20 protein-coding genes and 5 pseudogenes are annotated in these 17,319 nt (G+C 50.2%); 21 read left to right on the forward strand and 4 right to left on the reverse strand.

Going from position 1 to position 17,319, the window contains the following annotated elements; translation table 11 throughout:
- Positions 1 to 111 precede the first annotated feature (111 nt).
- Positions 112 to 642, reverse strand: a complete 531-nt coding sequence (locus GC087_RS24960) for a hypothetical protein (protein ID WP_324029608.1) — start codon at positions 640 to 642, stop codon at positions 112 to 114.
- 135 nt (positions 643 to 777) lie between these two features.
- On the opposite strand from GC087_RS24960, the gene GC087_RS24965 reads away from it, so the two are divergent.
- Together GC087_RS24965 and GC087_RS24970 are read left to right on the forward strand one after the other, a co-directional pair.
- The gene (locus GC087_RS24965; RefSeq protein WP_054633078.1) at positions 778 to 969 is read left to right on the forward strand and encodes a toxin-antitoxin system HicB family antitoxin; all 192 of its coding nucleotides are present in this window, start codon (positions 778 to 780) and stop codon (positions 967 to 969) included.
- 542 nt (positions 970 to 1,511) lie between these two features.
- Positions 1,512 to 1,751 carry a DUF1493 family protein gene (locus tag GC087_RS24970; RefSeq protein WP_324030797.1) on the forward strand — a complete coding sequence of 80 codons (240 nt, stop codon included), beginning with the start codon at positions 1,512 to 1,514 and terminating at the stop codon, positions 1,749 to 1,751.
- A gap of 911 nt (positions 1,752 to 2,662) precedes the next feature.
- On the opposite strand, the gene GC087_RS24975 is transcribed toward GC087_RS24970, so the two are convergent.
- Positions 2,663 to 2,932, reverse strand: coding sequence for a hypothetical protein (locus GC087_RS24975; RefSeq protein WP_324030789.1), 270 nt, complete (start codon positions 2,930 to 2,932; stop codon positions 2,663 to 2,665).
- A gap of 605 nt (positions 2,933 to 3,537) precedes the next feature.
- Complete coding sequence (locus tag GC087_RS24980) at positions 3,538 to 3,927, reverse strand: hypothetical protein (RefSeq protein WP_324030790.1); 390 nt, start codon at positions 3,925 to 3,927, stop codon at positions 3,538 to 3,540.
- A gap of 908 nt (positions 3,928 to 4,835) precedes the next feature.
- Here GC087_RS24980 and GC087_RS24985 point away from each other — a divergent pair.
- The gene (locus tag GC087_RS24985) at positions 4,836 to 6,380 is read left to right on the forward strand and encodes a methyl-accepting chemotaxis protein (RefSeq protein WP_324029593.1); all 1,545 of its coding nucleotides are present in this window, start codon (positions 4,836 to 4,838) and stop codon (positions 6,378 to 6,380) included.
- A gap of 100 nt (positions 6,381 to 6,480) precedes the next feature.
- Here GC087_RS24985 and GC087_RS24990 read toward each other — a convergent pair whose 3' ends face one another.
- Positions 6,481 to 7,065, reverse strand: coding sequence for a phage repressor protein CI (locus tag GC087_RS24990; RefSeq protein ID WP_324029595.1), 585 nt, complete (start codon positions 7,063 to 7,065; stop codon positions 6,481 to 6,483).
- 424 nt (positions 7,066 to 7,489) lie between these two features.
- Here GC087_RS24990 and GC087_RS24995 point away from each other — a divergent pair.
- From GC087_RS24995 to GC087_RS24860, 18 genes and pseudogenes are all read left to right on the forward strand, one after another.
- Positions 7,490 to 7,857 (forward strand): annotated as a pseudogene (locus GC087_RS24995) (hypothetical protein).
- A gap of 66 nt (positions 7,858 to 7,923) precedes the next feature.
- Positions 7,924 to 8,143 (forward strand): annotated as a pseudogene (locus GC087_RS25000) (DUF2732 family protein).
- Positions 8,143 to 8,368 (forward strand): annotated as a pseudogene (locus GC087_RS25920) (TraR/DksA C4-type zinc finger protein). The pseudogenes GC087_RS25000 and GC087_RS25920 overlap by 1 nt, the downstream one beginning before the upstream one ends.
- Complete coding sequence (locus tag GC087_RS25925) at positions 8,365 to 8,913, forward strand: hypothetical protein (protein WP_416383448.1); 549 nt, start codon at positions 8,365 to 8,367, stop codon at positions 8,911 to 8,913. The pseudogene GC087_RS25920 and the gene GC087_RS25925 overlap by 4 nt, the downstream one beginning before the upstream one ends.
- A pseudogene (locus GC087_RS25930) lies at positions 8,910 to 9,703 on the forward strand (replication endonuclease). The gene GC087_RS25925 and the pseudogene GC087_RS25930 overlap by 4 nt, the downstream one beginning before the upstream one ends.
- 74 nt (positions 9,704 to 9,777) lie before the next feature.
- On the forward strand, positions 9,778 to 10,440 hold the full coding sequence (locus GC087_RS25935; RefSeq protein WP_416383449.1) for a hypothetical protein: 663 nt from the start codon (positions 9,778 to 9,780) through the stop codon (positions 10,438 to 10,440).
- A gap of 339 nt (positions 10,441 to 10,779) precedes the next feature.
- Positions 10,780 to 11,190 carry a hypothetical protein gene (locus GC087_RS25015; protein ID WP_033739934.1) on the forward strand — a complete coding sequence of 137 codons (411 nt, stop codon included), beginning with the start codon at positions 10,780 to 10,782 and terminating at the stop codon, positions 11,188 to 11,190.
- A gap of 858 nt (positions 11,191 to 12,048) precedes the next feature.
- The gene (locus GC087_RS25020) at positions 12,049 to 12,216 is read left to right on the forward strand and encodes a hypothetical protein (RefSeq protein WP_226374750.1); all 168 of its coding nucleotides are present in this window, start codon (positions 12,049 to 12,051) and stop codon (positions 12,214 to 12,216) included.
- A 656-nt stretch (positions 12,217 to 12,872) separates the two neighbouring features.
- Positions 12,873 to 13,076, forward strand: a complete 204-nt coding sequence (locus GC087_RS25025) for a tail protein X (RefSeq protein WP_033739932.1) — start codon at positions 12,873 to 12,875, stop codon at positions 13,074 to 13,076.
- A 5-nt stretch (positions 13,077 to 13,081) separates the two neighbouring features.
- Positions 13,082 to 13,306: an HP1 family phage holin gene (locus tag GC087_RS25030; RefSeq protein WP_033739930.1), complete on the forward strand. Its 225-nt coding sequence runs from the start codon at positions 13,082 to 13,084 to the stop codon at positions 13,304 to 13,306.
- Positions 13,290 to 13,799 (forward strand): lysozyme, encoded by a 510-nt coding sequence (locus GC087_RS25035; RefSeq protein ID WP_324029598.1) that lies wholly within the window; start codon positions 13,290 to 13,292, stop codon positions 13,797 to 13,799. Before GC087_RS25030 ends, GC087_RS25035 begins: the two co-directional genes overlap by 17 nt.
- A complete protein-coding gene (lysB, locus tag GC087_RS25040) occupies positions 13,796 to 14,230 on the forward strand; it encodes an Rz-like lysis system protein LysB (RefSeq protein ID WP_033739927.1) in 435 nt (144 codons plus the stop codon). Before GC087_RS25035 ends, lysB begins: the two co-directional genes overlap by 4 nt.
- Positions 14,112 to 14,387, forward strand: coding sequence for an Rz1-like lysis system protein LysC (lysC, locus tag GC087_RS25045; protein ID WP_226374589.1), 276 nt, complete (start codon positions 14,112 to 14,114; stop codon positions 14,385 to 14,387). The genes lysB and lysC overlap by 119 nt, the downstream gene beginning before the upstream one ends.
- On the forward strand, positions 14,317 to 14,787 hold the full coding sequence (locus GC087_RS25050) for a phage tail protein (protein ID WP_080752832.1): 471 nt from the start codon (positions 14,317 to 14,319) through the stop codon (positions 14,785 to 14,787). The genes lysC and GC087_RS25050 overlap by 71 nt, the downstream gene beginning before the upstream one ends.
- A gap of 91 nt (positions 14,788 to 14,878) precedes the next feature.
- Positions 14,879 to 15,463 (forward strand): phage baseplate assembly protein V, encoded by a 585-nt coding sequence (locus GC087_RS25055; RefSeq protein WP_033739923.1) that lies wholly within the window; start codon positions 14,879 to 14,881, stop codon positions 15,461 to 15,463.
- Positions 15,460 to 15,810, forward strand: coding sequence for a GPW/gp25 family protein (locus tag GC087_RS25060; RefSeq protein ID WP_172913629.1), 351 nt, complete (start codon positions 15,460 to 15,462; stop codon positions 15,808 to 15,810). The genes GC087_RS25055 and GC087_RS25060 overlap by 4 nt, the downstream gene beginning before the upstream one ends.
- A 3-nt stretch (positions 15,811 to 15,813) precedes the next feature.
- Positions 15,814 to 16,722 carry a baseplate assembly protein gene (locus tag GC087_RS25065; RefSeq protein WP_205958853.1) on the forward strand — a complete coding sequence of 303 codons (909 nt, stop codon included), beginning with the start codon at positions 15,814 to 15,816 and terminating at the stop codon, positions 16,720 to 16,722.
- Positions 16,715 to 17,302, forward strand: a pseudogene (locus tag GC087_RS24860) (phage tail protein I); the annotation flags it as partial. The gene GC087_RS25065 and the pseudogene GC087_RS24860, both read left to right, overlap by 8 nt.
- Positions 17,303 to 17,319: the final 17 nt, after the last annotated feature.

Genomic DNA, 17,319 nt, shown 5'->3' on the forward strand with positions numbered 1-17,319 from the left:
GAAAACGCAGGGGTGATAAAGTATTTTGGTACTAAGAGTAAGTCCGCGCTGGGATTTGAATTCGGTATGCGAATTCCCTTCTTCCACAGGGAAGAAGGGAAAGGGCCGGAATTAATGAACGCTATCTGTAAATTTGCTATCGATCATCACCAGCCCCGACGCTGTTTGCACAAAACGCGGCGCGGTTAAGTCATCAGTCATGATGTTAATCATCTGGAATAACAAGCCGGTGATGTGTTTCTGCAAGTCTGTAGAAGCCGGCTGATTCAGCAACACTAACGTCAATGCGCTGCAATATTGCCGCATCTCTTCCAAATCTATCGAACAACCGCTGCGACAGGCTTTGTCATTACCTTTCTCCAGCGTGAGGCGTTTAATCAGGTGTTCTGGCAGTGGCTGGTCTAACAGAACTTTCAATACTTCCAGTGCAGCCAGCAAACGGCCGCACAGTGCCATACGAGCGGCGATATCGTGACATTCAATCAGGGCATCCACATAGCGCACGCACGTATCCAGCACCTGAAACAGATCGTGCGTGGTGCCAAGCGGCGTTTTCAAGAGGTTTGAGATCGCAGATTCGATAACTGGCTGAATGTCCAAGATTTGATGATGGGCGGTTGTGTTACTATCGGTGTTAGCCATAGCGTTGTTCCTTAGAGTGAACGTTGTGGTCAGACGCTCCGGTATGTGTTGCTGCACTGCCGGGGCGTTGCTCTTACAAAGGCCTCATGTTAATGTGGTCTTTTATGAGGCTAAACTGAGGGAGTAGGTGGCCACATGTCAATAATAATGCGTGAAAAAAAACCAAAAGGTGGAGGCAAGTCTCCACAATTTAAAATGCGCATTGATCCGGCCTTGAAAAAACAGCTCGATGCGGTTGCAACTGAAGAAGGAATTAGTCTGGCAAGCTGGCTGAAGAACCTGGCGAGAGAGGCATTAAAGGCAAGGGGAATTGAGCCGGAGGGGTAATTTGTGCGTGAAATATTGAGTTAATTATATGTGTGGTAAATGAAAAAAGCTAAATTTCGCTATTGTGAAGTTTTTAATTTGGCCATTACAAGTTTGATAAAATAGCTGAGGCTTTGATGGAGTTTTGAGTAAATGAAGCTTTTTATTGTATGGTTACTGCAATCTTTTTTCTATCTTGTACCGATTATAGTCAGTGTTGTTGGTGCTTATTTTATTGTGCGATTCGTTCCATTTTACCCAATGGGTTTGTGGTTGCCTGGGTCGGTATCGTTGCTTATCTTTATATAACATACAGTAGTGGGTTTAACCTCAACCGTATAATCTTTTTCATGGCGATTTTCAAAAACCATGAAGTTTCAATATTTATCTGTAATATGATGTTCAGTGAATCGGGCCTTACCCATATTGACTTGCTCAAAGTAAATATCAGGATGTAAGATCCTTATAATGAATGAGCAATCTAAGTTGTACGCTTACAAGATTAGCTATGAGATAACATTCAAATAAAATAAGATTGCCAGAAAGAAGAGCAGATTACGATAATGGACGAGACAGAAAAAACAGTACTCGATCTTGTTGAGACTTACAATGATCGCAGCATATTTACCTTTAAGCGGTATCCGCTCAAACATAATACCGATCTTAATGAAGATTTTCGAATGGACCCGTTAGATGCCTATGATTTACTAGAGGAATTCACAGAGAGATTTTCAATTAATTTAGATGAATCAATTTCACTCGCTATTTTCATGAAGATAATGGCAAAGCAGAAAAGGCGTTGACCATTCAATTACTGATTGACTCGGCCCGAGCAGGTCACTGGACGGATGAAGAAAAATCAAAAACAGAAAATACCTTACCCTCAAACTCAGACAGGAAATAATGAAAAAGGGAAAAAATAAGACGATTTATGTTTTAGCATTCATTATATTTTTTCTGATTCTCCCGGAAATAGTGGTTCGTACACTAACCCCAGAACAACTCGTCAGACTCAGCGACTTCACAAGCCTGGGCGGATGTTTAGCCATCTCCTTTCGTTAATGCTTTTTCTCGGTATAACATCGATTTTGCTGGGCATTGCCGCTATCTGTCTGGCAAAAAAAATTACCGATATTTGTCAGGTTTAAAAAATAGCATACCTGCTGTACGCTCTGTATGCGTTACCAACGCACTGAGAGCAAAATTTTGCCAAAGCTGAAAACGTTGAGCGAAAGCAATCCAGGAAAGCGTATAGGATCTGCGGACCTGTTTTACAGTGGCTGGTCCGCGCAAACTCATGGGGAAATGTGAGTAGGTCAAGTGTGCCATTCTTAGCGTAATGTGAGGTGTAATACGTTATTCCGCCCTTGCAGGATGCGGACGAGTTGGGCATCGCCATGGAGAGCGAGAAAGCGCTACTGGAGCAATGAAGAACCTACCGCGTGGAGACCTTAACGGCACCGGATATTAGTTGGCCGGGAAAGCCTAAACAGAAACATCCCCGTTACAGCGGGGACTATCAGGAAATTTTAGAGGCGTGAAGGCTTAATTTTGCCATTCAATCATCTCATCCAGCCGTTTTAAAATATCTGGGAAGTAGCTCTCATTGATGCCGAATCACCTTTCACCTGAGCGCTGTCAGCATGCGCTTCAGGACGAAGGTTATATTCAATAATTACACCCTCTTCGCCGGTTACTTTCCTGATTATCATATTCAGTTGATGGCACTGGCTTGAAACTCGAAAGGCTTTATCTCACGTTGAGCAATTAAAGCGTTATGGTGCGCTGCAAATTGCTCACGTAGTTCCAGTAGCTCACCTACCGTAAATTCAGTTTGAAACTGTGCTTTCAGGCCAGGAACAGAAAATTCAACAAAAGATTTTATCCAGTCCCAGCGATGATGTTCAGGGTCAATGTCGTTATCGACCACTCTTTCAAATGGAGAAACCGCAAACGTAAATTTCTCGTCTTTAATATCAAACATTGATGCGTTCCTGTCGGTTTTTAAAAATACATAAAGTGGGTGATTGTCCAGTCGGATTCTCTTATCAGATGGATTTATCATATAATTTAAAAGTTAGGTGGTATATCGTGCTATGTAATTTGTCAAATTTCTGTTTAAGTATAGTAGTTATTTTCATGTCATTATAACACTATGAAAAAATTGTTGAGCTAATGCGTTTTACCTCCAACTTGAGCTATGTTGGAACTATCTTTACAGTCAATAATAATTGTTTTATTTAAGAGAAACATAACTAATTGCTTAGTGAACAGGTAAGAAGCTTATATAATTTAAATTCTTGATGAGTTTTCACTAAGAGGGGTGATTTAACCAACGCAATATGGAAAGCATTACTCCGTTGGTTGGGAATATATTGAAAATAAAATTACGTATATCTCTCTACCATTTCTCGAGCGTTTCGGTCAGCTCTGGCAGGCGGCCATAAATACTCATGATAAGTTGATAAGTATTCAGGTCGGCATCTAAAGAGAGACTATACAAATCAAGAATGTCTTGATTCGTGTCCAGCAGGTTTTGAATGAGTTGGGCATGATGCGTCAGGCTGCTCGACAGCGTTAACTTCCCCGTTAACACGTCCTGTTGTAGCTGTGACCATGCGTCTGAACATTTAAAAAACGCTGAGTGGGTTGTGCGCTGGCATCATATTGACGCAATTCAGAGGCTATTTTTTCATACATTGCATCGATCTGAGAAGCCAGCGCTACGCGTGGCGCGTTATCCAGCTTATTTTGGGAAATAGCGATGGCACTTTCCGCACGATGGCGCTGTATCAGGTTAAGTAATGTCAGGATATCTTTTTCGATCGGTACGCCCTGTAACTCTTGTGTTTTTACGTTAATCGCTTCATTACCCGTCTGAATAAATAGATAGGTAGGTAATATAAATAAAACCAGAGCAAAAATACCGAGGATAAGAAATTTTGTCGGCAGGCCGAGTTTGTCGAGAATGTTTTTCATTACTTGCGGTCCAGGTGGAGTGGTGTCTTTTGATAAAATCATCAAAATATAATTATGTTATGTTTTTTACTGTAATAGAATGGAAATTTTTCGCTTATTATCAACGATCTGTTTGATTTAACGGCAGGGCGAGGCCCATTTTTCACAGTGAAAGACAGTATAGAGTGCATTCTTCTGTTTATCATGTAAAAGATTCACTAAATTTTTTTTCAGTGTGGCTAAGCCAAATTATTTTTCTTTTTTAATTTTATCTAATCATAAATAGGTATATATGGGATGCTTGTTATAAAAAAGCAGCCTCGCTCCCAAAGAATGAAAAAAAATTAAAGTTATCCTGAGGGGTGACGATAATGGCGGTCCTTATTTTTTTAGCCAACAATAAAGTCTTCCAGGGGCTTTTACCGGGTAATATTCTGGTCAGATAATTAAAGTCATATGACTTACGATGAGTATCGCCACGTGCTCAGGACCGGTTAAACATACATTCCGCTTACTCCCGCAAGACGCTTTCGAAGCTGAGGGTTGTGTTGCAATCCCTGTGACGCGTTTTGTGTCGCTGCGTGCGTCATCGCCTGCGTGTTTTCCTGCGCTTAAGCACTGTTTACAGTGAAGAAGTGGTGCACGCTCTGACGCCGCAGCGGCAAACGGTGAGTGTTCCCTGTTAACCAAGATTGAATATTTTTTTCTTATCGCCAGAAAGTAACCAATACAATGTTTTATTCTCTTTTTCTAAATGAAATTCTTCTCGTTTAGTTTAAGATTTAATATTCGTCAAATTATTTTTATTTTATTAAAAATTCATAATTATCAATGGGTTGTTATTTTTTTATTGCGGGCTTATTAATTTTTACTGTGGATTTTACTTTTTTAACCGATACCTGTTTTTCACCATAAGCAGGGAGTCCATAATGAAAATTTCAACGCGCCTGACGATGAGTTTTGGCCTTTTAATTACGCTGTTTATTATCTGTACCTCAGTGGCCTATACCGGTATGAATAATGCCCGTAACGGCATGGATGAAGCCATAAATGTCAAAATGAAGAAATACCGTGTGGGGATGGACATGTACGGTGGGTTACGTGACATGGCCGTCATTGTGCGTAACCTTGCCCTGATTACGGATCCCGACCAAATGCAGCGAGAGTGGCAACGTATTGTCACGCAAAAAGCGAGCTATATAGAGAACCGTGAGCGTCTGGCTGCAATGGTTGCCAGAGATTCAACGCCAAAGGCCAGAGAGGCCTTTGATAAGATAGTAAGTAGCGAGGGCCCGGTGCTGGCGGCGCTGGAACATGCCGGCCAGCTTGGCTTACAAAACAAGCAGCAGGACGCGACGTCTTATCTGATAAAAACGGTTCGGCCATTGCAAGGGCAATTACTTGAGTCGCTGAAAGAGATGACCAGGCTGCAAATGGAAGACAGTGAAAAGTCCGTTGAAATCACCAGTCAAAATGTGCGCCGGGCCACGCTGATTCTGTTGATTCTTGCCTCTCTGTCGGTGGTCGTTTCCGTCGCAGCGGGGTATATGATTATACGCGTGCTGATGCGTCAGCTCGGTGGTGAACCTGCTCAGGCGCAGGCATTATCTGCGGCGATTGCCGGCGGCAATTTAACCGCACCGGTCACCTTGCGTGCCAACGATTCAACCAGTCTGCTTGCTTCTCTGGCGAATATGCAGTCCAGTTTGCGGCGTCTGGTTAGCCAAATCAAAGAGACCGCCGGCTCCGTCGCCTCGGCATCCGATGAAATCGCTCAGGGCAATACTGAGCTGTCATCACGTACTGAACAGCAGGCTGCCGCCCTACAGGAAACGGCGGCCAGTATGGAACAGCTCACCGCCACGGTGAAGAGCAATACGGCCAGTGCACAACATACGGCTACCGTTGCCCGCGAGGCTGCAACCCTGGCGCGCAGCGGCGAGTCCGAAGTCCAGCGCATGTCTCATACCATGAATGACATCGCCCTGAGCGCGACAAAAGTACGCGACATCACAGGCGTGATTGAAAGTATTGCGTTTCAGACCAATATCCTGGCGTTAAATGCGGCGGTTGAGGCAGCGCGGGCGGGCGAGGGTGGGCGCGGTTTTGCCGTCGTCGCTGGCGAGGTCAGAATCCTGGCACAGCGTAGCGCCACTGCCGCAAAAGAGATCAAAGAACTGATCGAACATGCGGTGGAACAGGTGGATAGCGGCGTTCATGTCGCCGCCGGGACCGGAGAAAGTATTCTGAAGGTCGTGGGCATGGTCAATGCACTGGCGGGCGCGATGGATGAAATATCAATGGCTTCGTCAGAGCAGATGCAGGGGATCTCGCAGGTCAGCGTTGCCGTCAGTCAGATGGATGGGGTCACCCAGAATAACGCGGCGCTGGTTGAAGAATCCTCATCCGCCTCGCACTCCCTGTCAGAGCAGGCGCACGCCTTACGCGGCATGGTTGAAGCATTTCAGGTTTGATCGCTTAGCAGGGGCGGTAACGCCCCTTTTTTATATCACAGAGTCTGGCTTCCCCAGCCTCACGACAGGACATCCCCGCGTCGCCAGGCAATCAGGCCTGTCACTGAATGGTCAGAACAACCCGGCCAATCAGTTTGATGTCATCAATCCCACAATCAAAGGCCACGCCAATCCCGCTGACGTGGACTTTCCTGACCGGAATACGCGTCAGCGTTCTGACGCTGGCTGTGCCTTCGATTTCGACCAACCAGACGCCGCCATGCATATCTTCGAAGTCAGTATCGATGATGTATTGCGTGGTTTCGGCCAACAGTAAAAAAGCGTTGCGCGGTTCCTGCTTCAGGGGCGCATATAAGGCTTTATCCAGCATCACATAACCCGCATCCTCGATTTTTCCGCTGATTAGTTTTTTTCTAATCAGTGTCGGTGTGTCAGGTTTGCTTTCTGAGAACTTACTTCCTTTACCCGTAATCAACCATTGCAAGTCCGCCCCCGTTTCCATAACGCACTGCAAAACGATATCTGACGGAAAAACATCACGTTTATAGCGTGCAGACAGGCTGCTTGCGGCAATTCCAAGGTGATCTGCAAGCTGCATTTTCATGGTAAAGCCATAGGCATCGACAACGCGATCCAGAGCTTCAGCGCTCGAGTTCGGAAATTTGAAATTAGTATAAACGCTCATTTTCATTGACACTTAGATTTAGTCTAAGTATCCTCCGGTTTTAGTTAGCCTTTGATTGATGCAGCAGCAGGCGGCTTTATCAGATAACGAAAGATTTTGCCTGATGAGGCCCATTTTTACAATCGTCATGCCGGAACCTTATCGCGTCGCTCACCTGTCTGCGTGTAACGGTCAGCACCGGTGAGATAAGGCAACACGGGCGATTGTGTCGGTAAGCCGCGATTGCACGCAAGATGTGAGTGAAAGTGGTTTAACGCCTTGTCGTGCTGACACTGAGGCCAGTTTTATTACCGTTTCGCTTAATGCTTAACAAAAGCCAGCGATGAGACAGGCGCGAATCCGTCATCAGGTACAGACACCATGATGTCAGTGACGGTGGCGACTGGTCAGTCAAACCCGATGCAAACTTTATCAAGAGGAAACAATGAGTCGCACCGTCCAGATAAAAAGCCCGCTATCCGCTTCGCATGCTGAAGCGCGTTTTGACAACGGCAGCAGCGAAAAGATGACCTTTGATGAATTTCGTCAGCGCTGGCGTTTGCTGCGCGACAGCAACCGTAACCCTGCGCTGCGGTACTTCAATCACCAAAATGACGATTTCAAATTCTGTGTTTTAACGCTGGTCAATCGTGACTGGCCCGGCAGTTTCAGGCAGGAAGATATTGGCAAACCTTTCGAGTGTTTCGATCAGTTACGTCGTGAAGCATCATCATGGCGATGAACAAGCTGGCGCGCTGGGGAAAGATATTGCCGCGACAGTTCTCAACGGCGGACTGCTTTTTGCCTGAATAAACCACCTAATCGTAACGCAATGACGTAAACCCGTCGGGCATGACTTTGCCCAAAATCTGGAGAGAAATGATGAACAACGAAACCCATTTCACTGAATGACGCCACTACCTTTACCCTTAACAAACTGCTTGATAACGAAAGAAAAGCCTGCGCACTGGCGGTCGCCAGACGGCTGAATGTTATGGCGGCGCATATTACGCGTCAGACATTAAACGGCATTGAGGCTGCGGAACTGCTGCGCAACGAAGCTGAACGTTATGAAAACGAATCAGGAGCGCTGCGCTGATGGCCGATACCATTGATGTCGCGCAGCAGCGCAGCGAAGAAATCCTGGCGCACAATATTGCCCAGGTCACGCAACGGCCCGTGGCAATCAGCGCTTCGTTTGTGAAGAGTGTGATGCACCGATTCCCGAGGCGCGCCGTCGCGCCGTTCAGGGTGTCACCGCTGCCTGTCCTGTCAGGAAGTCTGCGAGTTACGCACACGTCTTCACCACGGACAGGCGCGATGATGACTTTTGCTTACCCCTGGAATGCCCCCCGGCTGGCGATTGCCAGCCCGTATCCCACTTATGACCAGCAGCAACACCGCGATCGCCTGATTGCGGCGTGGCTGCATGGGCAGAAAACCCTTAATGCCCAGGCCAGGATGGTGCAACTGGACGTCCGGCGTCGCATGGCGTTACTTGAAAAGCAACAGGGCACAGCCCGGGCTAATGCGTACTTAGCAAAAACCTTTGTTGAGCGTACATTACCGCGTGTTGAGTCAGTCAACCAGCGCTACCAGTTGCATGCCATGCGTCCCGGCATCGTGGCGCAGCTATCCCGAACGCTGTCGTGCCCGCAAGGTGCAGCCAGAGCGGCCGGCACATTGTGGGAACTGATGAAGCGGTTTAACCGCCTGCCGGATATGTCCGTGCTGATGTTGATTTACTCGCGGGCGATATTGCCAGCTTTATTCATGCAGAACTGGTGCAGTTGCATGCCAGCATCAGTGAGAGGGCGGATTACCGTTATGTCCATCACTCTACACAACCGCGGCTATCATCACCCGTGAACTGGGACAACACCACCGCTCTGGGAAACGGTCAGTACTCGCTTCTTCTGTCCCGACGATGTTACCGCCGCCATCCTGCGTATGCAGCAGAGAAATGGTGGAAAGGACAGTTGCGTCGTCTCAGCGCCTTCTGGCGAGAACATCTGCATATTGCCTTAGCCAACGTCAGCAAAAAGCGGTCACCTTATGCAGCCCGATGGCGGTCGCGGAATGGCGGGAACAGCGTCGACGCACTCGTGACTTCCTGCAGAGTATGGATCTGGAAGATGAGGAGGGGAACCGCATCAGCCTGATCGAAAAATATGACGGCAGTGTGGCCAATCCAGCCATTCGTCGTGCGGAACTCATGACACGCATTCGTGGCTTTGAAACCCTTTGTCAAAATATGGGCTTCCGGGCGGAGTTTTATACTTTAACCGCCCCCTCTCGCTATCACGCCACCTTGCAAACGGGCCACCGCAATGCGAAATGGAACGGGGCCAGCCCGGCGGACACGCAGCGCTATCTTTGCACGCTCTGGCAGCGAGTCCGTGCCAAACTGCATCGAAATAACATCAGTATTTTTGGTCTGCGCGTTGCTGAGCCTCATCACGATGGTACACCGCACTGGCATATGTTGATGTTTATGCGCCCTGAGGACGTCAGTCGGGTAAGTGAGATCCTGCGTGATTATGCCTGCCAGCAGGACAGCGATGAGCTGAACAGCGCCCGCGCACGCAAAGCGCGTTTTCATGCGGAAGCCATTGACCCAGCAAAGGCAGCGCGACAGGCTATATCGCTAAATACGTAGCAAAAAACATTGATGGTTATGCGCTCGAAGGCGAGCGGGATCATGAAAGCGGAAAGCCGCTGAAGGAAACGGCGATGGCCGTCTCGGCCTGGGCGGCCCGCTGGCGCATCCGCCAGTTTCAGTTTATCGGCGGTGCTCCCGTCACGGTTTATCGCGAACTGCGCCGCCTGGCTGATCTGCAAAGCGCTCATGGTGCGGGCGAGGCGTTTGCTGCCGTACATGCTGCGGCTGATGCCGGTCAATGGGCTGCGTACACCGATGCGCAGGGCGGCCCCTTCGTTAAACGTGACGCACTTACCGTGCGTGTCTGGTATCAGCCCGATGAAAATTGTAATGCCTTTGGCGAGGAAACGCAGTCGATTAAAGGTGTTTATGCCACGGCGACAGGGCCCGGCGTGCCCGTGTTGACCCGGCTGAAAACATGGAAAGTTGTGCCTAAACGCGCTGAAGAAGAGGGCGGCCAAAAACCGCAGCCGGCGTTGCGGTCTTGGAGTTCTGTTAATAACTGTACGCATATGCCAGCAATGCCTTTTAATAATTGCCACGGCAGCGGGATTTACACTATCGAATGCCGAAAATTTCAGCAAAAAGGTTTAGATAATGATGAATACTCTTCGTTTTACAGGCTATTCCTGTCCGAGTACTTAACGGGCTTTGAAAAAGCCAGACCGACATTGTTGCCGTATGAAAATAAAGTAGAACTCTCACGAATATCGAAAAGGACTGACTGCTTTTAAATCCTTGCAGCCGAGCCAAGAGATAAAAATTTACATTTATCTTAGCGTGACGTGCTGTTTAGGTATTGCTGAGTAAACGGTATACGATTGCTGTTGAGTCCACGTGACATGAAACTGGATGGGCAATAAGGTATCTCTTTAAATTATCGAAATGTATTTGGGGACTTAACGTTTTTTTTTAGTGGGACAGCATCGTGACACCAGAACACGGATGAATTTCCGTATCTTCAAGAGTACTGCTGGTTAATTTTTCGTCTTTTCAAGTCATGTTTATCCAAATGGAATGTATTCAACCGGTACTGGATTTTCTCAATTACATTGTTTTCAGGAGTAAGAATTATGAACGCAAAGAAAACGTTGGTCGCTTTTACTGCTTTTATAGCGCTGTCAAGTCAGGCAGCAACAAGCATTAATATCAATGCACTACAAAACTGCATCACATCGCCTCCGGGAACCGCTGCTGCTGGTAAACCGGCACAGTTCCAGATGCAAAAAGGGACTTATGATGTCTCAATCACGAATAACAATATGAGCTGTTCCAGTAATGATCTGGGCGGTGGCTGCGCTATTGATACTGTTCTGCTTCAGGGGGGCTTAGGATATTCAACTAATCGGTGGGGGCAAAGCATTACATCGACACCGGTTCGCGTTTACGTTGATGTAACCTCAACAATAATTGCCTGGGTTTCTGACGATGGTTGTTACAATAACACGGGGCAAGCTACGCTTGTAATAAATAAAATTCAGTAGCTCTTCCATCAGGCCGCCTCCATCTGATGACTTAATAAAGCCTGAAAGGTGAGCCGGTCTTTTGATTAAATATGCAAGATTATAAAATTTTTGTAGTATGCATAAAGAATGCAGGCGGAGAATGTTCGGATGGAATTTTTGACTGGGGAATTAAATTACATGGCAGTATCGTTAAAAGAATTATTCGTTTTTAGCTGCCGAGGATGAAACGTATTGATAGATGATTATAGGGGGAATTAAAAGCCATCATGTTGCTGCAGATTAAGGTTTTAAATAATTGAGCCATACTACTTATCATAATTTCAACTCATTCATTCAAATAAGTAACTGGCAACAACGCTATGTCAGGTATTGGATATCGAGCATGCCAGGATAGCGAAGGGAACGCTGAACATCTTTTCAGTAGGTTTTCCCTCCCGCTTTCACCCTTCGCAGAAGTGCACTGGTGGATGGTTGCGCTGTAGGGGGTATCGCTTACCCATCTCCTTTTGTAAGGACGGCTTTATGGCAATCTTGCCTTTAGACGCATCCGCTCAAAAGTGTGTCTGCATTTATGGCTGGTAGCGCTCTGTGTGGAAGAGCATACATGAAATGCTTTCAAATCCGGACGAAACACACGCCACGTTTTTGGCATCATTTAGAGGAAAATCTATTGATTTTTCTTACGCTTCTGCAGGTCAGTGCTGAAGGTTTGTCTTAAGGGAAGGTTAATAAAAGTTTATGCCTATCAACATGATATAATTTTTTACCAACTATCTTAAAACGCTTCCACAGTTAATCAATGCTATGATACTGTATGTATGTACAGTGTTTATTTTGGGGGAGGGAATTGTGGGAAATGAATTACATGAGCGAGTTATGCTTGAGCGCGTTGAGCTTATCGCCAGGCTCACCAGTGAAGGGGCCTGCGGCGAACGAGACAGGGAAATTGCGTTAAATTTGATTGCTGAACTCGCAGCTAACTACACCCTTTCCGATAACCGATTTTCCGTTGTCTTTTCGGCTACGCCTTTAAAAAAACCATGATGCCGGCGTTCTCACTGTAACGTCAGCGGGTTGTCTGTCGCCTGAGCCCACCCAAAGGATGATGTGGGCTCAGGCGCGGGCAGCGGTCCGGGCAAACAGACCTTCACTTCGATCGGTCTTTAGCGTTCCTTACTGTCGTGTCAGGCCACAAAAAACGCCAGGCAGTTGTCACGTTCCTTTCCCGTTTCACTGCTTCGTCCGGCCGCAGACGCTCATCGTTAAAACACGCACTTTTCTTTCCCGTTTCGCTGACTCTTCCGCCTGCGGATCATCACGGCTAAAACACGCACCTTCCTTTCCCGTTCTATTGCCTCTTCCGGTCGTTGAACCTCATCGTTAAAACGCGCGCTTTTCTTCCTTCCTGCCGTTTTTTTAGCCGGAGTCATCCCATTTTTACTGCCTTTGCCCGCTCACTGTTGAGCGGGCGCTCCCGCGTTGAGCAATGCGCTGCTGAAGCAGACACTACTCCTGTCGCGCGCTGGCAACGCAGGCCGCGCTGAGCACATGCCCCCTGTTTACCGCATGGCCTGAGCTTTATGAAACCTGCTTTTGCGACAGGAGATATGGCCTGGCGATGCGGTGCCGGTAATGCAGGCTACCGCTGACAACATTTCGCCCAGCCAACCATGGTTTTTATGCTCATAAGGGGCCAATCAATGCTGATTTATGCACGACAGGAAGAAACGGTTGATGAGATTTGCTGGCGTTATTACGGACGCACGCAGCAGGCGGTTGAACAGGTTTATGCCGCCAATCCTGGCCTGGCAGAAAAAGGCCCAACCCTACCGCACGGATGCAAAGTGGTCTTACCGGATCTGCCCCAGGCGGCTACTGGTGAGACGCTCAATCTGTGGGATTAGTGCCAATGGAAAAAATCAGTTCTCTGATTAATTACCTCATCGGGATTGTCCTGATGTGGTTTGGACGTCACACACCACAGGATATCGCTTTTATGGTGGGCTCTGGCGTTGCTGTGTTAACGATGTGCATCAATGTCGCAACCTTTTTTATCAACTGGTATTACCGCCGCAAAACCTACGAGCTGCAGCAGCGCAACGTTAAGGGGCTGAATTTTGAGCCAGACCGCTAAGCGATGTGCCGTCGTCGCCGTGCTGGCCATGGCCGCACTGCTACCGCAAATCAAGATGCTAAAAACCTCCGAAGCCGGACTCTGGCTGATTGCTGATGCCGAAGGGTGCCGCACGTCACCTTATCAGTGCAGCGCCGGCGTCTGGACTAATGGCATTGGCCATACGCAGGGTGTTACGCCTGCCAGCGTGGTGAACGAGCGCCAGGCGGCAGTCAACCTGGTTTATGACGTCATGCGCGTTGAGCGCGGCATTGATCAGTGCATGACACGTGACATGCCCTCCGAGGTCTACGACGCGGTGGTGTCCTTTGGCTTTAACGTCGGCGTACATGCCGCCTGTAACTCCACGCTGGCGGGCTTCATTAACCGTGGCCGCTGGCGCGATGCCTGCCTGCAGCTCAGACGCTGGGTCTATGTCAAAGGGACGTATAACGCCGGGCTGGATAACCGTCGCCAGCGTGAAATGGCCTGGTGCCTGAAGGGGGCAGGATGATGCGACTGATGGTGTTTGCGATCGTGACGTTACTTGCGGCACTGGGGGCCGGCGGCTGGCGTCTCAGCGTCATCGAGGCGCGGCTGGACAAGGCACAGCACAAGGCCGCGGCGCTGGCCGCCGACCTGAGCAACCGGGAGAAGGCCATCGATCAACTCAACCGGGACAGTCAGGCCAGCCGAAAACGTGAGGCCGAACTGCGGCTACAGCAAAACCAGGCCAGCGCTCAGGCGCTGAACCGCGAAACGACAATCAGAAGAGAAACCGATGCGAATCCCGCTTTACGTGCCTGGAGTGCGACTGCTTTGCCTGCTGACGTTATCCGGCTGCACAGCCGTCCCGCCTTCAGCAATGCCCGAGATTATCTGGACTGGCTGTCCACGCGTGACCAGTTGCCCCATCCCGGAGAACCGCCTGCAAACGCAGGGTGATTTGGCGGCAGATAACCGCCAGTTAGAGGCTGCGCTCGCATCGTGCGGGTTGCAGGTAGAGATGATTAAAGCGTGCCAGGAGCAGCATGATGTTGAAAGCAACCCAACTCCGTCAGGTGCTGATAAACAGCGTTCCGCTGCTACAGCAAAATCCTGACAACCTGACCATCGATATTCAGTCCGGCAGTCTGGTCTCCACCCTCGCCAGCTCGCTGTCGTTTGAATACCACTTTCAGCTGGCTGTCGTCATTACTCAGTATGCCGACGATATTGATCTGATCATGGTGCCCGTGCTGGCCTGGCTGCGGGAAAACCAGCCCGACATCATGGTGTCGGAGGAAAAACGCCGCACCGGCTTTACCTTCACGCTCGATGCCACGGGCGAGGGGAAGCACACCGTGACGGTCACGCTCCAGCTGACCGAACGTGTCTGGGTTGAGCAGCAGGAAGGTGGATTACACATCACGCATCTGCCGGAACCTGCGCTGCCAGAAAACGATGCGCGGCCCTGGCAGTTGTATATCAAAGGCAAGCTGGTCAGCGAATGGAAGGCATAGCCACTGCCGCTTTTGCTGAGGCGCTGTTTAGTCATTTCTGAGTAAACGGCATTCGATTGCTGCTTTTCTCCTGCAACGTGAAACTACTGCCATGAACGAGCAAATATTAGAAATCAAGCGCTTGCTGCGCAACATGGTCCGCATCGGTACTGTCTCCGACGTCAATCTGGAGGCGGGCACCTGCCGTGTAAAGACCGGTGATAACACCACTGACTGGCTGCACTGGCTGACAGCCCGGGCGGGACGCACGCGTACCTGGAATGCCCCTTCGGTTGGCGAGCAGGTGTTGATCATGAGCCTGGGCGGCGAGCTGAACAGCGGCTTTGTTTTGCCCGGTGTGTTTTCGGATGCCAGCCCGGCGCCATCGGCCTCTGCGGATGCGCTGCACTGCTCCTTTCCCGATGGGGCGGTTATTGAATATGAGCCCCAGACCGGCGCGCTAAAAGCGGAGGGGATCCAGACTGCCACTCTCAAGGCGGCCGTTAAAATCCTGCTGGATACGCCCGAGGTGGAGTGCACAACGTTACTCAAAACCGCCACGCTGGAAGTCACACAGGGCGGCACCATGAAGGGCGACGTATCGCACAGCGGCGGCAGTTTCGCCTCCAATGGCAAAGTGCTGCATACGCACCAACATCCGGGCGACAGCGGTGGGACAACAGGAGCGCCATTATGACAACAGCACGCTACAGCGGTATGAGCCGCGAAACGGGTACGACGCTGGAAGAGCTGGATCACATCCGACAATCCGTGCGCGACATTTTGACCACGCCACTCGGGTCGCGGGTGATGCGCCGTGATTATGGCTCGCTACTGTCGGCGCTGATTGACCAGCCACAAAACGACACGCTGCGTCTGCAAATCATGTCGGCCTGTTATATGGCGCTGCTGCAGTGGGAGCCGCGCATCAGCCTGACCGGCATCAATTTTGAGTCTGCGTTTGACGGCGGGATGGTGGTGGAAATCACCGGCAACCGTGCGGATACCGCGCAGGATTTTTCGTTAACCGTCCCTGTGAGTTGAACCATGCCTACTATCGACCTGAGCCAGCTGCCTGCGCCAAATGTGGTGGAAACGCTGGACTATGAAACGCTGCTTGCGGAACGCAAGGCGACATTGATTTCGCTCTATCCTGCTGACCAGCAGGCGTCGGTTGCCCGCGTACTGGCGCTGGAGTCGGATCCGCTGGTGAAGCTCCTGCAGGAGAACGCGTACCGGGAAGTTATCCTGCGCCAGCGCGTTAACGAGGCGGCAAAGGCGGTGATGGTTGCCTGGGCCAACGGCAGCGATCTGGATCAACTGGGCGCAAATAACGGCGTGACGCGGCTGGTACTGATCCCTGCAGATCCCACCGCCACGCCGCCTGTTGAAGCCGTAATGGAGCGCGACGAAGATTTTCGCGCCCGCATTGCTGCCGCCTTTGAGGGGCTGAGTGTGGCAGGGCCATCGGGTGCCTATGAGTTTCATGCGCGCAGTGCCGACGGACGCGTCGCCGATGCTTCCGCCATCAGTCCGTCTCCTGCCAGCGTCACCATTACCGTGCTGTCACGCGAGGGCAACGGCGTGGCGGATAACGATCTGCTGGCAATCGTGGATGCCGCCCTGAACGATGAAGATGTACGACCGGTCGCCGACCGCGTCACTGTTCAGTCGGCTCAGATTGTGGATTATCGCGTCGAGGCCACGCTGTACCTCTATCCCGGCCCCGAAGCCGAACCTATTCGCGCTGCCTCAGAAGCAAAACTGCAGGCGTTCGTGAACACCCAGGCACGTTTGGGCCGCGATATCCGTAAGTCTGCGCTTTACGCCGCCCTGCACGTCGAAGGCGTACAGCGTGTCGAACTGGCGCAGCCGACTGCGGATGTGGTGCTGGATAAAACCCAGGCGGCGTTCTGCACCGGTTATCAGATCACGGTAGGAGGTTCTGATGAGTAAACGCCTGCTGCCCACCGGATCTTCGGCACTGGAAGTGGCGGCGGCGGAAGCCTGCGCAACGCTGGAGGCCATCCCTGCGCCGATGCGCATGTTGTGGAATGCTCAGACCTGCCCGGTCGAGCTGCTGCCTTATCTGGCCTGGGCCTGGTCGGTTGACCGTTGGGATTCAGGCTGGAGCGAAAGCACCAAGCGCAGCGTGGTTGCCGCATCGGAATACATCCATAAGCACAAGGGAACGATTGGATCGCTGCGCCGTGTGGTGGAGCCGCTTGGCTATCTAATTCGCATCAAGGAATGGTGGAACACCAACGAAGCGCCGGGCACGTTCCGCCTGGACGTGGGCGTGCTGGAAACCGGTATCACTGAGGCTATGTACAACGAGCTGGAGCGATTAATTGCCGATGCCAAACCGGTCAGCCGTCATCTGACGGGGTTATCCATCAATCTGGACAGCACCGGCACCGTTCCTGTTGCGGCCGCCAGTTACAGTGGCGATGAGCTTACCGTTTATCCCTATACACCTGAAGTTATCACCGCAGGCGGTTCCGGTTACACCGGCGCAGCGGTCCATCTTATTGACCTGACGGAAGTGAGAGC

This window comes from Pantoea sp. JZ2, from assembly GCF_035191405.1.
Classification (GTDB): Bacteria; Pseudomonadota; Gammaproteobacteria; order Enterobacterales; family Enterobacteriaceae; genus Pantoea; species Pantoea stewartii.

What these genes read in the sequence shown, in the direction of transcription:
- GC087_RS24960 (WP_324029608.1), bottom strand. Translation starts at nt 642, where the DNA reads ATGGCTAACACCGATAGTAACACAACCGCCCATCATCAAATCTTGGAC.
- GC087_RS24965 (WP_054633078.1), top strand. Translation starts at nt 778, where the DNA reads ATGTCAATAATAATGCGTGAAAAAAAACCAAAAGGTGGAGGCAAGTCT.
- GC087_RS24970 (WP_324030797.1), top strand. Translation starts at nt 1,512, where the DNA reads ATGGACGAGACAGAAAAAACAGTACTCGATCTTGTTGAGACTTACAAT.
- GC087_RS24975 (WP_324030789.1), bottom strand. Translation starts at nt 2,932, where the DNA reads ATGTTTGATATTAAAGACGAGAAATTTACGTTTGCGGTTTCTCCATTT.
- GC087_RS24980 (WP_324030790.1), bottom strand. Translation starts at nt 3,927, where the DNA reads ATGAAAAACATTCTCGACAAACTCGGCCTGCCGACAAAATTTCTTATC.
- GC087_RS24985 (WP_324029593.1), top strand. Translation starts at nt 4,836, where the DNA reads ATGAAAATTTCAACGCGCCTGACGATGAGTTTTGGCCTTTTAATTACG.
- GC087_RS24990 (WP_324029595.1), bottom strand. Translation starts at nt 7,065, where the DNA reads ATGAGCGTTTATACTAATTTCAAATTTCCGAACTCGAGCGCTGAAGCT.
- GC087_RS25925 (WP_416383448.1), top strand. Translation starts at nt 8,365, where the DNA reads ATGATGACTTTTGCTTACCCCTGGAATGCCCCCCGGCTGGCGATTGCC.
- GC087_RS25935 (WP_416383449.1), top strand. Translation starts at nt 9,778, where the DNA reads ATGGCCGTCTCGGCCTGGGCGGCCCGCTGGCGCATCCGCCAGTTTCAG.
- GC087_RS25015 (WP_033739934.1), top strand. Translation starts at nt 10,780, where the DNA reads ATGAACGCAAAGAAAACGTTGGTCGCTTTTACTGCTTTTATAGCGCTG.
- GC087_RS25020 (WP_226374750.1), top strand. Translation starts at nt 12,049, where the DNA reads ATGCTTGAGCGCGTTGAGCTTATCGCCAGGCTCACCAGTGAAGGGGCC.
- GC087_RS25025 (WP_033739932.1), top strand. Translation starts at nt 12,873, where the DNA reads ATGCTGATTTATGCACGACAGGAAGAAACGGTTGATGAGATTTGCTGG.
- GC087_RS25030 (WP_033739930.1), top strand. Translation starts at nt 13,082, where the DNA reads ATGGAAAAAATCAGTTCTCTGATTAATTACCTCATCGGGATTGTCCTG.
- lysB (WP_033739927.1), top strand. Translation starts at nt 13,796, where the DNA reads ATGATGCGACTGATGGTGTTTGCGATCGTGACGTTACTTGCGGCACTG.
- GC087_RS25050 (WP_080752832.1), top strand. Translation starts at nt 14,317, where the DNA reads ATGATGTTGAAAGCAACCCAACTCCGTCAGGTGCTGATAAACAGCGTT.
- GC087_RS25055 (WP_033739923.1), top strand. Translation starts at nt 14,879, where the DNA reads ATGAACGAGCAAATATTAGAAATCAAGCGCTTGCTGCGCAACATGGTC.
- GC087_RS25060 (WP_172913629.1), top strand. Translation starts at nt 15,460, where the DNA reads ATGACAACAGCACGCTACAGCGGTATGAGCCGCGAAACGGGTACGACG.
- GC087_RS25065 (WP_205958853.1), top strand. Translation starts at nt 15,814, where the DNA reads ATGCCTACTATCGACCTGAGCCAGCTGCCTGCGCCAAATGTGGTGGAA.